Genomic DNA, 15362 nt, shown 5'->3' on the forward strand with positions numbered 1-15362 from the left:
ATGGTTATCAACTTGTTAGGGCGAAAAAAGCCCAAAAATATGGTTGCTCAACTAGAAGACTTTGCCGACAAATTCCTAACATTGATTCAGTTCATGAATCAAGAACTGGTTTTATAAGAAAGCCCTGTAAAGTTGATGAACTTACGGAAAGTGATTTTTACACCATCGCAACAAATGTATTGGGCTCTGTTTGGTTTGATAATCTGTATGACATAAAGTTACTTATCAAGAAAGGCGTTAATCCTGCAACTGGTAAGGAAGAGCTTACAGACCGGGCCAAGCAAGCTATTAATGCCTTAAATGAAATTCGCCCGAGGGACATCTCCATTGTGAGATTTGTTCAAATGATCCAAGAGATTGGTACCCAAACTGAAAGTATCCGTGCTGAGTATAGAGAAAAAACGCCTTAGAAACTCTGGTAATGAGGGTGGAAATTAGTGAAATATCAACCGATATTGCAGATGGTCGGGCTATAGGAATCAGGCCGCAAAGTCAATGCTTTTAGCCCAACAAACTCAGGGTGTAAAGGTTGACGTTACGTCCGTGGTTTTGATTGGTCTCATCATCCATCAACCCTCAGGGGTGTTGGGTGGATGGAATGACGAATAACGTAACGGCGGGCTTGCATACGACTGTTAGCTTAGCGAGGCTCCTGCTTTTCAACCCACTTATTAACTACATCTCACAAATCCCTCCTACTTGAGACGAAAGGTGATTTGAGTATCTATAATTCGGGCGTATAATAATACAGATAATTCACAGTAGGTAGCCTGGGATTTTTTACCTAGGCTCACTTTCAAGGGTTCAGAACATTAGGCGTTTATTATAGATGGTAATAGCTATATTAGTACAAAAGAGATTTACTACTATGTCCACTGTTTTTATTCATATCGGTCTAATTTTCTTCCTAATTAATTTTTCTATCCAAGCGCAAGATCTTAATCAGGGTCTGGTTCTCTATTACTCTCTAGATAAAGGTGTTGTTGACAGGAAGGTCAATGACGATAGTAGAAATGGACTAGATGGTCAGGTAATAGGGTCTCCGATTTCTGTATATAATGGGCTTTTTTTGAATTGTGATGCCAGCCGACTTAATAACTGTAATAAAAGTGGTGGCGATTACATCCAAATGCCGACTTTAGGCCCTATTTGGCAACAGGGATTAACAGTTAGTGCTTGGGTCAAGTTTGGGCCCATTAACAGGAATTTCGAACGGATTATTGAGATTGGTAATGGCGAAGGTGATAGCCAGAGTGATCCCACTGGCAAAAACTTCTTGTTTGGCAGGGACGGTACAACAAGTGATCTTCGGGTTGAAAATTGGCTTGATAAAGATCGAAGACATATAAGCTCACTGAATGTCAAACAGGGGGTATACGGCAATGAGTTGCACCATTATGCAGCCACAGTCTCACCTACGGGCGTTATCAGAATTTATATTGATGGTCGCAAGATGGAGGAGAATAGCAAGGATATTCACCCCATCCAGAATATTGAGCGTACAAAGAATTTTTGGGGAAAGTCGAATTGGTGTTATTTAGATCCTGATTTTCGTGGGTTATTTGATGAGTTACGATTGTACAATCGAGAGCTATCCGAAACTGAAATGGCTGCTTTATACCAAATAAAACCCGAGAGCCTAAAAGCTAGCGTTATCATATCAAGCAACAACGGTTTATGTACGAATCGCTCCTTAACGGCAGAAGCCAATTTCACACTTCAGAAGCCTAAGTATACATGGTTTTTAGATGGCCGCCCACTCAGCGATACAACTGCCACAATTAAACCAATAACAACCGGAAAATACTCCGTTTTAATTACAGAAACGTCACCCTGTCATGATCTGGCTGCCCGCTCAGCTGAACAAATCGTAAATTTTCCATCATATAATCATTCTGTCACAATTAGTAAGTGTAATCAGGCTTTACTGAAAGCTGGTGCAGGCGAAGGAAATATTAGCCACTGGATTGGTCCTGGTATTCTTCCTTCCAAAGGTCGCCAGGATACAATAACGGTAATTGGAAGTGGGAAAGTAGTCTATACGTTGCGCATTTATCCTTCACAGGCGGACACAAGTTGCTATGTCGAACGGCAAGTTGACGTAAATTTCCCGATTGTCCCTACCTATATGTTTGTGCCAACGTCAACAACGGTTTGTCAGGATAGCCTTAAGCTAACACCACCGATTTCACAGGATTACGATCAATATGTTTGGCTTCTCCCTACTGGAAAGTCTATTAATCAACGAGAAATCACGGCATCAATAAGTGGAAATTATACGCTTGTAGTTACCAATAGGCAAACTTTTTGTTCACAGAGTGTTGAGGTCTACGTTAGATTGCTTTCAAAACCGGTTGTAAACTTGGGCCCTGATACGTCAATCTGTCAAGGGGAACGCTTTTATCTTCGTCCAAATTTATTAGGCGCAATTTATCGCTGGCAGGATGGTTCACAGGGCAATGAGTTTCTAGTTACTAGTTCCGGTCAATACGCGGTTTTAGCATCATTATCAGGTTGTACTGGTAGTGATACGATTACAATAATAACTAGAGAGAGAGAGGTATTCGATTTAGGGCCTACCAAAGCAATATGCAGTGATAGTACGATAACATTAACAATCCCTCAACCAAGTTCTTCCAAGGCAGACTACGTCTGGTCAGACAATACGACATCTCCTACTTTATTGATCAAAAATGTCGGCCTTTACTGGCTACAATCAACCTTTAATAACTGTGTATTTAGAGACTCTGTTCTAGTTGTTGATGAGACGGATTGTGCAAGTGACTGGAAGATATTTGTACCAGGGGCCTTTACACCAGATAGTCATCCCATGAATAATGTGTTCGAAATAAAAGGCAATTTATCTGGCTGTTCAATAACTATTTACAATCGGTGGGGTGCCATAATTTACTTAAACGAAACACTGGAGAATAGGCAATTTTGGGATGGTCGCTTTAAAGGGATTGATTGTCCACCGGATAATTATACATGGCAAATCGTTTGTCAAAATAAATTTTTGTCCAAGCAGATTAATCCTTTTATTAAAAATGGAACTGTTTTGTTGGTCCGATAAATCGATTTCAGATACTATGCCTGCTATAATTGTACGTCGTCAGCCAACAGTGGACAGATGTGAGTAGTCGCCGTTGAGGTGGGAATGGGAAGAGACAATTCACTCAATCTCACAATAACGCTCCTTATTTTTTACTGTCACCATTGGCCGCTCGTGAGTCTATAACCGTGTTTTGGCCAGCTGAAAGCAACCACACCCCATTTCTCTTTACAAACACCAAAGTCAATAAGTCATCTGCTTCGGGCATGCGATTAGTGCCGTGATTCACTCCGTCAGGTGGGAAAAACTCACCAACATGACAAATTAGATTAGCAACGGCCACTTCAGGGGTCAAAGAACGAATTTTTACGCTCTTTTTTGTAAAAGGTACACCTTTGAATATTGTGTCAAATATTCGTTGGTGAGCCGATTTTACTTCTGTTCTTCCTTTCCACCACATTCCAACAATATTTACCCATTCAACATCTTCTGTTGTATAAGTATCCATATTTTTGAAAGAGTGAGTATTCCAGTCTGAAACCAACTTATCAACCTGATTTTCTATTGCTTTTTCATCGGTCTGTGCATGACCAATATGAGCTACGGCTACGCAGAGCAATAAAGAAAGCAGGGCTCTTTTTGAATTTTGCATGATGTTATAAATGCAATAATGTTTTAATCTATTGACTTACGTTAGTGGCTTGACGGGCTATTAATTGCCAGCTTCCATTACTATTCTGCCAAATATTGGTAAATCGTCGTGGGCTAGTCACACTTTTAGGAACACCGGAAACAGCGCTTTTTTCATCGGGAATTTCTTGACCCATTTCAATTGCCAGATTCTGATTAATGGTGATTTTTTCGATGATTCGATCAAATCGAATTTGATTGATTTTGGCGTTTCTCATCAATACCTTGATTTCATTGAAGGAAACAATTTTATTAAACGGATTCATCACCACATAGTTAGGTGACCATAACTTGGCTAAACTAGCGGTATCGTTCGATAAAAAAGCCGTAACCTCCAAGGCGCTCACTTTGCGAACAGCTGTCTCCTCAGCGGACTGAGCACAGGCTAAAAATGGGATCGATGTCACCAAAAAGACTAGAAGCAGGAAACGCATCTTCATGGTTAATGTCTGGTTTGTGAATATTGAATGCTGGAGATACATCTTACAGATTTTCAGTATGTTGGTAACGGTTTTCAGTAAATAAGTATATATATTTTTCCATTTCAAAGAATTTATCTACGAACTGATTAAGTGGTAGGTATTTTTACTGAGTAAGCCTATAATTATTCTGGCTTAGAGTAACAGGCTGCTTTTACCCTAAAGGTGGTTAGATAGGATTCAACGGGACTTTGTTATGTTCAAAACAGATTACGAGTACATATTTTATATTCTCAAAATACCCTCCTGCTTGAGACGAAGGAGCATTCATATATCTGTTTCAGAATTGGGGCGTTTTGAGTTTATAGTAAAGTGATGTACAATGGCAATAGCATGAAGCTTGTCATGCTATCGCAAAAGAGATTTCGTTGCTAGTAAGTGTCAGATTTACCGAATGAGACAAAAAATACGTAACTAGTATTGGCTAACGATCAGTCATTTAGTCAATACTAGGTTGGGTGGGCACCAAAAAGCAGTACGTGAGTGCTAGCGTTTCGGCGACAAACTCAATACCCCGGTTAGGAAAATTCAGTCTTCCATTTACAGGTTGTAGTTGACCGAGCAAATGCCCCGATTAGTCAGGTCTAGGCTTGAGGAGCAGCGTCCGTGTGACATGGTAGCCGCTAAGCCAGTCAAGGACGCCGAATACTATAGCACAGCAAAATACGGCAGTCAATCGGCTAGCTACCCGTCATGTTTACACACACGAAGCCATCAACATACTTAATGGGCTTTTTATAAAATAATAAAAATAAAAGAAGCCATATGAAAACTATAGTGTATAAAGCCGGGATTACAGTTGACTTCCTGAGGGAGGGCAGGGATACCAACGATGAGTATTGCGAATTCCGTTGTTCGATCAAGCCCTCAAGCCGAGTTCCTATGCCCCATTATCATCAGGGGTTCGAGGAAATAGTATACGGGGAAAAAGGCATTGTTAGCTGGACGGTAAATGGCAAAACGACCGACATTGGTCCGGGTGAAAAGCTTGTTATTCCTGTGGGGGCTATCCATATGTTTGAAAATAAATCCAATGAAACGGTTGAATTTCTCTGCCGCACCACACCGGGGAATGCATTTGGATCTGACTATTTTGAAGACATCGCTACAGTATTGAATGCGGACGGGCTTCCGGATTTTAACAAACTACAGGACATTATGAAGCAGTATGGCTTGATCCCTGTAGTGGGTTTAAAACGCAGGTTGATTTTTGCCATCATTAATCTGATTAGAAAAATCAAATCCTGACTCGTTTACCACTGCTGGTAGCATCGTATTGCCCAAAGGGGGGCTTGACCCTATTGATTCAGCAGCCTAACAAAACAGGAGTGTACAAACTGGAAATTGTAGACCTTTTAACTTTGTCTCAAAAATTGCTCCTTCCTGAGACAAAGGAACTTTCATTTTTATGCTTCAGGAAATGGGGCGTTGAATGAGACCGCTTTTTGTCAATTAAAAGAAGTCCTAAACTCCAATGGCGACAGTTTAGTTTTTGTCTTAAACAGCTTGCTGAATGATTGCAAATGTTCAAAACCCAGCTCGTAAGCAATTTCGCTAACCGTCAGGTTAGTGGTCGATAATTTTTCTTTGGCTTTAGCTATTAGCTTAGCATGAATATGCTGCTGTGTGTTTTGCCCTGTTAATACCCGCAATAGATTACTTAAATACTTTGGAGAGAGACATAATTGTTCCGCAATTGACTGAACAGTTGGTAAGCCTCTTTCTACCAAATCATCGCTGTTGAAATAATCATGAAGCAGTAATTCTAGCCGTTCGAGTACTTGATGGTTGGCCTTTTCTCGTGTTATGAACTGGCGATCATAAAACCGGTCACCATAATTCAGCAAACTTTCAACATGTGAGACAATGATTTGCTTACTAAACCTGTCAATAGTGGAATAATACTCCTGTTGAATAGCGAGAATAATAGTAGTGATGGTCGCTTCTTCTTTTGCAGAAAGAAATAAGGCTTCACTGAGAGAATAATCCCAAAAATCGTATTGCTTTATGGTTTTGGCTAAGGGCGTATTCCAGATAAAATCAGGATGAATATAGATCACCCAGCCTGATTTTTCTACTTCTTTATCTTTGTTATCAACCGCAATACTAAATACCTGGTTGGGCGACATAAAAGACAGAATGCCTTCAGTAAAGTCAAATGGATGCTGCCCGTATTTTAATTTGACGTTATGCATTCTTTTTACAGAAATAGCATAAAAATCCAGTAGCATCGTAATTGGTTCAACGCTATCCCTGTGCGGAACGGTTTCAACATCTACTACACTAATAAGTGGATGTTGCGGTTTAGGCAACTGCACAAACGCATGAAATTCGCTTATCGTTTTAAAATGCCTCATACAAGCTTATCTTCTTTTCTTATTTCCAAGACCAGCTTACCCCGCACATGCCAGGTTGCGCTTTCGCGGTGGGCTTCCGCCACCTGCTCCAGCGGAAACACGTTGCTGATGAGAACCTTCACCTTGCCTTCGTCAATCAGCTGGGCAATTTCGGTTAACCAGTCCTGCCGGGGTTGGTTCACGGCGAGTTCGCCTTTGGCCTGTTTCCCGGCCAGCGCGGCCAGCACCTCCTCATCAAACGGAAAATCTGTATTGACGCTCACAAATAGGCCACCCGCCTTCAATACGGTCACCGATTTCAATCGTTCCGAGTTGTCGCGAAGGGGCGAAGCTTCAACCACTACGTCTACCTCGTTCAACAGCTCTTCAACCGTCTGACTTTGGTAATCCATTACCTCATCGGCCCCTAGCGTCTTTAGATAAGCCAGGTTGGCGGCCGAAGCGGTTCCAATAACATATGCCCCTTTTGCCTTGGCAAATTGCACGGCGAAACTCCCCACTCCACCCGAGGCCCCCTGAATTAAAACGCGTTGACCGGCCTGCAATTTTCCGTGTTCAAAGAGAGCAGTCCAAGCGGTGAGGCTGGCCAGCGGCACCCCCGCTGCCCCCGTAAAGCCGATGCTTTTTGGCTTAAGCGCAAATTGACTGGCTTTGGCCGCACAATACTCGGCGTAGCTGCCATTGCCGGGAAAATTCGGAACCCCGTACACAGCATTGCCTTTCTGAAAGGCGGTTACCTCGCTGCCAATTTCAGCCACAATGCCGGCCGCATCCCAACCTAAGGTCAGTGGCAAGGTCAAAAAAGACCTCATCCTTATATTTGCCCCTTCCCGAATTGCCCAGTCTACCGGGTTTACGCCACTTGCATACACGTTCACCAAAATCTCATCGGCGGCTGGCACAGGCCGTGCTACGTCTTCTACTTTCATCACCTCAGGTCCGCCAAATGTATGAATTCTGACTGCTTTCATTAGAAGCTATTTTGTTTTTGTTGACGATACAAAGGTCGCCACTGCCTGAAAAACAGGTTTAATCAAACTGCCTTTTGTTTTAGCCAAAACAGCCGGTGGGCATTAGCCTAGACCCAAACACAGGTTGTCAAACAGCTTAACGTTTACCGCAGAAATTGCAAGGCGGCAATAACTCAGTTGTCTTTAATGCGGATTTGGTGCCTGATTTTCCTATTGTTCATTAGCAAAAAGACTGCCTGAATGTTACCATTAAGATTCCGTCTTTACCTCGCCGAAGGAAGTGGATGATTGTGGATGCTCCAAGCCTGATTCTTAAAAAATCGCACTAACCCATAATTGATAGTATTTTTTTCTTAGCCTTCTCAATCGTTGTAAGGGTCACGATTTTAGCTGACATTATTTTTTACTCAGCATGACTCTGTGTAACCAATTGCTACATAATCTCGCAAAACGCTCTTTTTTCGCACACAGGATGCAGGATTCTTCTTTTTTGTTCTAAAAACAACTGTTCGTCTAGTTATGAACAAAAATGCTAGTTCAGGCTGATACAAAATCAGTGAGATGAAATTTAACCGGGTTATCGACGATTAATGATCGTATATCTGGATTGGTTCGCAAACTGTCAACCAGATGCAGCCCATATTAGGGCAGATGCGCTTTCGGTTGGGTTAAACCGGTTGAGGGGGAGGAAACCCTATTTAGTTCGATACGGTCGTCCCCTTCCGGAATGACTAGGCTATATTGAATGGTGTTTTGTCCACTGTCGATGTCAAATCGATAACGACCCGGGGGAAGCTGACTCAGATTGAACAATTCACTATTCGTTTTTGCGAGGCTTCTCGCTCGGTACATATAGTGGGAAAACTCATCTTTAATACTGACTAGGAGATGTTGCTGAGCCGGGTTGCTATAGCACAGTCTTACTTTTTTATCCTGAACCGGTAGTAAGTTTACCAAAAGTTGATTAGAAGGAGTTTGGGGTGAGTCTGTAGGTGGCTCATCAACCTCAGGAAGCAAAAAGCGGGGTGGATCGATCCCATGGGTGCTTACGAGTAAATCATACGATTTAATCCGATCTGCCACCAAATGACCATCCACTAGCTTCGCCAGTAATTCGTTAAACTGGGCTATGGTTCGTTTGGTCAATTTAATGTAGCGGTCTTTCATTTTTTCCTGATAGAGCAGTTCATGCTCAGTTGTGTAAAAGCTGATGCGAGTCAAACCAGTGTTGTAGTCGGTATATACTCGCCAATATCCTTTTGCCGAATCGGGAAGCACCGCTGCGTCCTGGACGTTTGGCTGACTCTGAGCCCTTGGTACACCAAAGAGAAACAGCGAAAATATAAAGGGGTTAATGAGCCAACTTGGGGCAAAGAGTCCATTAATAGGCATGGCCGTAAGCGTTTAAACGTGAAAAAAAGTAGTTGTTGTTGCGATTGGTTGCACTTCACGAGTTGTGACCAGGTTAACACGCTAGTTAGGTATCTACCCGCTAAGGAATGTCCCGGCAATTGATCCAGCTGACTAAACTCTTCTACACCATTGCTCTTGTGCATCAGTGGAGCCGAGCGTTTGCCCTCTATTCATTTACTTGGGTAGCTTTTCTGGATGAATGTGCCTTATTCTCCTCATTTGGATTGCAAATAGATTGCCAACGTCCTAAAAGCTATTTTAATGAAATAGAACATGGTTATCGTGGTGGACGGGTGTCCGCTTGTGGACACCTACTGTACATAGGCGGACACCCCTCCACCACATTCAGGGGGTGACTTGCTTGGTCTACCGCCTTATTTTGCGGGGATAAAGTTGGCCTCTTGGATTGGGTACCCTAAATAGTCTTCATGATTTTGATTCATATTTTATTGCTGATTGATTTAAATCTGGAGCGCCTACACACGACACCCTATTAGGCAGCTTCTGATTCAAAATACATTTTCTGAAACGAATAGTATGCCAACAATAAATGCTTTATACAGAGCACAATAGCAAGACAGAAGGCTATTTCACCTGTTCGATACCGCACATGTAGGGCGGTATCGAACAAACTTGCTTGATCGGTGTGCTGAAACGAATTCGCCTGACAAGATGATCCTCCGTTAGATCTTGTAGGGATTGTCACAAGTATCTCAAATAACCCTCCTAGTTGAGACGATAGAATCTTCATATATCTGCTTCAAGAAATGGGCGTTTAAAGAGATAGTGACATAGAATAAAAATTCACGTCTAGCAGTAAGAAACACTTTCTGAGAACTCTATTCTAAAATTGTTCCTAATAAATCTCAATATAATAGGTGCTTTCTTAGCGTGATTGAACCTCGAAATTTATGAAAGCCAAATGCATGATGTATACGCTGATCGTCACATTGATTTGTTGCATCGGGCTGGCTCATTCACAACCTGTCGGAATGACAGCTAAAAATATTGTCTTCAAGACATTGAAGTTTAAACCTTCCATTGGAGACAGCGTATCGTACGAGTACGGTTTGCTGAAGGTTCCTGAGAACCGGAAGGTCACCGGGACCCGCGACATTGAGCTCGCTGTATTGAGGTTGAAAGCCAAAAATCCAACCACACGCTCCCCAATCCTGTTTTTGTCAGGCGGACCCGGCCAATCAGGTATCAGTTACATTCAGGAAGACTATTTCCAAGCGCTTATTTTTGACCTCCAGGACGATCATGACATTATTTTACTGGATCAGCGCGGTTCGGGCAGGTCCACGCCCAGTTTGGGATTTCCCTTATCGGACGCGGATAACAAAACTATTTTCCTGGATGAAAAAAGGGCAATAAAGCTTCACAATGAGGCTGCGGCTGCCGGACTCGCCGATTTCAAAAAAAGGGGGATCGACATCAAAGGGTACAATACCGTTCAAAATGCCGAAGACCTGAATGACCTAAGGATTGCCTTGCAGACCGAGAAACTAAATTTACTTGCTTACAGTTACGGCACTCATCTTGCCCTCGCCTTGGCGCGGGAACATGCTTCCTGCATCGACCAGATGATCCTCATTGGAACCTCAGGACCGAATCACATGCACCACCTGCCAGTTACCTATGACAAACAATTAATTCGTATCTCCGCTTTGGCTGCACAGGATTCGGCGATCAATGGCTACGTACCTGACATGATGGCACTGTTGAAAAGTCAGCTAAAAAAACTGGAGGCACATCCTGTTGTCATTCCTATAAAAGACCAGCGATTTAAAAAGGTTGTACACGTTCCCATCGGGAAATTTGGCCTTCAGCTGATTTTGAGGTTAGATACCGGCGACAGCAATGACTTTATTTACTTTCCGGCCCTGTTGTATGGGATGCAGCAAGGAGACTACCGAATCCTGCAACGGTATGTCGAAAGGCGTTACAATCAGTTTAACGGGAGATACGGTTCAGGCATATCTGCCATGCGTCAGGCATCCGGAGCAACACCCGACAGATATGCCCAAATCAAAAGTCAAGGGAAAACCGCAGTTCTGGGAACCAGCGTGAACACCCCGGATATCTATGGAGGATGGCAACATGTTGATCTTGGCGATGGGTTCCGTACACCTTTCAGGTGCGAGCTGCCGACGTTGTTCGTCAGTGGCACACTTGATAGCAATACGCCAGTTTCCAATGTTGAAGAATTGCTCCCCTGGTTTTCTAAGGGGCGGCAACTAAGGGTAGAAAATGCGGGGCATGAAGACATGCTGCCCAACGCCGAGGTTCAAAAAGAGATCATCCGATTTTTTAGAAAATTAGAACCATCGAGACGATCTATCTCCCTTCTCAAACCCCGTTTCGTTTCTTTCTTTTAATTCGGTACATATTAAAATGGACTTGCTACCTTTTACTGAGCATGGAGCTAAGTAACATTTGTCTAGAAATGTAACAACTGTAATCTCACAAATCCCTCCTACTTGAAACGATAGAATCTTCATGCGTCCGCGCCAAGAAATGGGCGTTTTATGAAGCAAGAATTCAACATTATTTACAGTATCTTTCAGATCCGTTGTTAATAGAAATCACAGACAAAGTGCCTTTCCCTTCATTTGAAGTTACCCTCCAGGAGCCATCCAGTGACTTGACTCGTTCAGCGATGTTACGCAGTCCTTTCCCGTTGGGATCCTTTTCAGAGATACCTTTCCCATTGTCAATGACCGTTAATTTTATCTCATTATTCACCTCTTCAACAGCAATTCTTGCTTCGGTCGCTTGAGCATGTTTAAGAATGTTATTAATGAGTTCAAGGCAAATGCTGTACAACTCAAATGCAATTTTAGCCTTCAGCCTTTCTTTCTTTTCAGGTAGGTGCAGAGTAAAGGTGACCGGCGTATTTTTATTGAGTTTTCGGGTCAGTTGCTCAAGAGCTACCCAAAGACCCTGTTTCTCCAATTCTTCCGGTAGCAGATTATGAGCCAGCAGGCGAACCTGATCATAGGAAAGCTCAATGCTATTTTGTACATGCCGGTATACTTCCTGCTCATGCAGGCTGAGTTTATTTTTATCAATGGCTCCTAAGCTCCATCTCAAAGAGGAAAGAGTACTACCCAGATTATCATGCAGATCAGCGGCTACCCGTTTACGCTCGGTGGTTTGACCTTCCAGCAGTGCGGCCTGGAGCTCAGCGTTTTGGCGGAGCAGGGTGGCTTCTTTTTCGGTAGAAAGTTGCTGAACTTCCTTGAACTTACTTTCTAAGGCTTTGCTCGTGCCGGCGAATTTTCTTGATAGATAGATCGAAAATGAAATCGGAGCGCAAAAAAGACTTCCATTATACAACACACTGGCCAAGTCATACTCCTGAATGATTTGTTGATTGGGGATACTATCCACCACGATGAGCATGAACCATGAAAAGAAGATGAAATAGGCAGCAAGGCCAATGATGATAGCCAGTACTCCACTTTGTTTTTTACGAAAGGCATCAAAACTGATGCGTAACGATTCGGCATTGGCCAGGAAAAGTGGAAGAACGACGCCCCACAGATAACCCGAGTGGTAAAGCCTGGTAAATGTTAACGAGCCAATTGCGGTGTAAGTAAGCAGAAACCAAAAGTATGGAGTTCGCTTCTGAGAAAATAAATCCCAGATAGTCAGGTACAAAAATATACCATAAACGGGCATAATTAGCGGGTAATCAATGGCTGCAGCATAGGCCTTAAAAGCCAGCGAAGTGGACTTTAGAATAAACCCAAAGAAAAGATGACCAATACCAATTGAAAAAGCCGAAAACGCAAAATAAAGATTTGCTTTCTGCTTTGGGTAGTTCAGAAAGAAAATCAGATGAATTAAAGCTAACAACAAAAACATTCCGGCTTCAAAACAATTTAACCCAAAATGCTTTACTTCCAAACTTCGTATGTAAGCCGCAGATTTTACAGAATTGAGCCGAAATTCAAAGACCTTATAAGGTCGAATATAGTAAAAATAAGGTAAATCAGGCTGAAGGGAGAAACGTACTGCCAGTACTTGTTGTGTCTTTTGAAAAATAATCCCTTCGGGCTCATAATGGGGTTGATACCCTACTGCTTCTTGTCCGGTTGGACCGACTACCCCATATTTCTGCAGGAGGTTTCCATTCAGATAAATTTCGGAAGCAATGGATTGGTACACCTGAAATGCCAGGGGCATATTGAGTAAACTGCTGTCAACCTCAAATCGAATCCTAAACCAACCTGTTACCCCTGGCCGCAGTTGGGGTAGATCGCCCATATCTTTTGTTGGGTCAATCATTTCCCATCTCGAGTCGTCAAAATCCGGTTTTGCCCAGACTTGATGATCACCTTTATGCCATTTCCAACCTTCGGTAAGGACAATTCCCAGTTCCGACTGGCTATCGAGATGAAAGCTATTTGTTTGAGCAAGTACAGCTCTAGTGCTCAGCAAAAGTAGAAACGTCAGCCAGTTAAACATCTTCTACGAGGTTACGGAGTGTTAATTTCACTCATTTGGGGCCTATTTCCAAGATTCCGTAAAAAGCTCATGGTTTTCCATGAGGTAAAACCCTAGAAAACCATGAGCTTTTTTTTTGGACCATTGCTGTTCCTTTGCCCTGGTCAAATCACTAAACTTTAAGCCAATGAAATCTTTATATGTAGCCAAAAAGGTATTGAGTATCTTGATAATTTTAGGGAATTGTCAGGCCGCATTTTCCCAAAAAGAGGTTGCTGATGACCCTGAAAAAGTGGTACAGGTGTTGGTGGCTGAATACAATCAGAACCCTTACAATTTCTTCAAAAATCGGGCAACCAGTGACTTTAGATATATCAATCGAAAAGGAGAGTTGGAAGACTATGCCAAAGTCCTAAAAGACAGTGAAGGCCGCTCCAGCCTCGAAAGTAGGGTGTCTGACCTGAAAACCTTTAAATCCGGAGACTTAATTATTGCCAATGGTCTTCATTGGATTGGAGATCCTGCCACGAAATCGGCATTCACCTATACGTTCAAAAAACAGAATGGGAAGTGGATGTTTGCCTCCTCCCAGCATACCCCTATATTAGAGGTTAATCCAATTTCAATTGCTGATAATAAGACAGTAGCGAGGAAATATTTGGAAGAAATTATCAGTCGTAAAAGACCCGAATTATTAAAGGAAGTATTTACTGATGATATTCAAATGATCGATGGAAAAGAATCGGGTCATTTAAAAAGACTGGAAGCCTTCCTAACCTATTTTTTTAAAGCATTTCCCGATATTACCTATACCGTAGAGGATGTCGTTGCCGAAGGAGATAAAGTTTTTATCAAAGCGACTGCCAGAGCCACCCACCAAGGGGAATTTTGGGGGTATCAGCCATTAGGAAATAAATTGGAAATTAGGGAGATATTCTTTTTTGCCATGGAAAATGGAAAGGTAAAAAGTCATACGGGCTATCCTGACATGGCAAAACTTGACAAGCAACTTAAGGCCAAACCCTAGCTTGTAGGAGTGAAAGTCCAGGACATTAAGGACCTGTAGGCCTTAAGATGCAGGAAATGTTTCTTCCAGTAAATCGTCGTTTTGGTGTCTGCGTAGGCTCAGACCAGGCCGTGCTTCAGGGCGTATTTTACCAGTCCTACCACATTTTTAGCGTTGAGTTTGATCATCAGATTCCGGCGATGGGTTTCCACCGTGGGGACACTGATGCAGAGTTTGTCAGCAATCTCGGCGGTAGACTGTTCTTCTGAGATCAGTTTCAGGATTTCGACTTCCCGACCGGTCAGGTGCTGAATCGTGGCGGGGGTCATCAGGTTCAAGTTATCGGTGGGGGCCTGGGCCAGTTCGTTAATCACCTCGTCGCTGTAAAACCGTTGCCCCGCCAGTACGTACATCAGGGCTTTCTCGAGATCTGCTTTGTTGGCTTTTTTAAGGACGTACCCATGGACACCTGCTCTAACGGCTTCGCGGATGTGGGCGGCATCTTCGGCCATGGTGAGTAAGAGGATCTTCAATTCGGGAAATAGCGGGCGCACCTGTAAGGTTAAATCGATTCCGGTCAGATGTGGCATGTGTAGATCCGCCACTAGGATGTCGACCGGATGAGTTTGCAGGTAAGGCAGTATTTGTCGGCTATCGGTGAAGGTAGCCGTCACCTCGACGTTTTCGATGGAAGAAAACAAAAAGCGCAGGCCATCCAGAATGATCTGGTGGTCGTCGACCAATAAGAGCTTGACGGGTCGTCCGGCCATCTTTCAACAATTAGCAGGTCAGCTACTAAAGGTAGCATTTTAAGTGAGATGACAAAGATCGATGACTTCCTGTAACCAAGCACTCCGGGTTTACCAGTAAAATGCCTCATGGAAAACCCTGATTTCTAAGTATTAGTAGCCAATGATGTTACAATCTCCTAAAACGCTC

General features: G+C 42.9%; 12 protein-coding genes. 5 read left to right on the top strand and 7 right to left on the bottom strand.

The features are described 5' to 3' along the window. Together GJR95_RS41925 and GJR95_RS36850 are read left to right on the top strand one after the other, a co-directional pair. The coding region (locus tag GJR95_RS41925) for a hypothetical protein (RefSeq protein WP_198424775.1) at positions 1-410 on the top strand (410 nt) is incomplete at its 5' end. 458 nt (positions 411-868) lie between these two features. After that, complete coding sequence (locus GJR95_RS36850) at positions 869-3073, top strand: LamG-like jellyroll fold domain-containing protein (protein WP_162390619.1); 2205 nt, start codon at positions 869-871, stop codon at positions 3071-3073. 124 nt (positions 3074-3197) lie between these two features. Here GJR95_RS36850 and GJR95_RS36855 read toward each other — a convergent pair whose 3' ends face one another. Both GJR95_RS36855 and GJR95_RS36860 read right to left on the bottom strand, forming a co-directional pair. Continuing rightward, positions 3198-3704, bottom strand: coding sequence for an SgcJ/EcaC family oxidoreductase (locus tag GJR95_RS36855; protein ID WP_162390620.1), 507 nt, complete (start codon positions 3702-3704; stop codon positions 3198-3200). Between the two features lie 28 nt (positions 3705-3732). Then, a complete protein-coding gene (locus GJR95_RS36860) occupies positions 3733-4182 on the bottom strand; it encodes a nuclear transport factor 2 family protein (protein ID WP_162390621.1) in 450 nt (149 codons plus the stop codon). Positions 4183-4986: 804 nt separating this feature from the next. On the opposite strand from GJR95_RS36860, the gene GJR95_RS36865 reads away from it, so the two are divergent. Beyond that, positions 4987-5469: a cupin domain-containing protein gene (locus GJR95_RS36865; RefSeq protein ID WP_162390622.1), complete on the top strand. Its 483-nt coding sequence runs from the start codon at positions 4987-4989 to the stop codon at positions 5467-5469. A 200-nt stretch (positions 5470-5669) separates the two neighbouring features. Here GJR95_RS36865 and GJR95_RS36870 read toward each other — a convergent pair whose 3' ends face one another. The 3 genes from GJR95_RS36870 to GJR95_RS36880 all read right to left on the bottom strand — a co-directional run bounded on the left by GJR95_RS36870 (position 5670) and on the right by GJR95_RS36880 (position 8941). Continuing rightward, entirely contained in the window at positions 5670-6578 is a 909-nt protein-coding gene (locus GJR95_RS36870) for a helix-turn-helix domain-containing protein (protein ID WP_162390623.1), read from the bottom strand. Continuing rightward, on the bottom strand, positions 6575-7549 hold the full coding sequence (locus GJR95_RS36875) for an NADP-dependent oxidoreductase (RefSeq protein WP_162390624.1): 975 nt from the start codon (positions 7547-7549) through the stop codon (positions 6575-6577). Before GJR95_RS36875 ends, GJR95_RS36870 begins: the two co-directional genes overlap by 4 nt. Before the next feature lie 642 nt (positions 7550-8191). After that, positions 8192-8941 (bottom strand): hypothetical protein, encoded by a 750-nt coding sequence (locus GJR95_RS36880; protein WP_162390625.1) that lies wholly within the window; start codon positions 8939-8941, stop codon positions 8192-8194. 932 nt (positions 8942-9873) lie between these two features. Here GJR95_RS36880 and GJR95_RS36885 point away from each other — a divergent pair. Continuing rightward, positions 9874-11343 carry an alpha/beta fold hydrolase gene (locus tag GJR95_RS36885; RefSeq protein WP_162390626.1) on the top strand — a complete coding sequence of 490 codons (1470 nt, stop codon included), beginning with the start codon at positions 9874-9876 and terminating at the stop codon, positions 11341-11343. Positions 11344-11512: 169 nt separating this feature from the next. Here the strand turns inward: GJR95_RS36885 and GJR95_RS36890 are convergent, their stop codons facing one another. Beyond that, complete coding sequence (locus tag GJR95_RS36890) at positions 11513-13438, bottom strand: sensor histidine kinase (RefSeq protein WP_162390627.1); 1926 nt, start codon at positions 13436-13438, stop codon at positions 11513-11515. Positions 13439-13604: 166 nt separating this feature from the next. Here GJR95_RS36890 and GJR95_RS36895 point away from each other — a divergent pair, with 166 nt between their 5' ends. After that, positions 13605-14444 (top strand): ester cyclase family protein, encoded by an 840-nt coding sequence (locus tag GJR95_RS36895; protein WP_162390628.1) that lies wholly within the window; start codon positions 13605-13607, stop codon positions 14442-14444. Between the two features lie 98 nt (positions 14445-14542). Here the strand turns inward: GJR95_RS36895 and GJR95_RS36900 are convergent, their stop codons facing one another. Continuing rightward, positions 14543-15193, bottom strand: a complete 651-nt coding sequence (locus tag GJR95_RS36900) for a response regulator (protein WP_162390629.1) — start codon at positions 15191-15193, stop codon at positions 14543-14545. Between the last annotated feature and the right edge of the window lie 169 nt (positions 15194-15362).

It is taken from the genome of Spirosoma endbachense (assembly GCF_010233585.1).
Classification (GTDB): Bacteria; Bacteroidota; Bacteroidia; order Cytophagales; family Spirosomataceae; genus Spirosoma; species Spirosoma endbachense.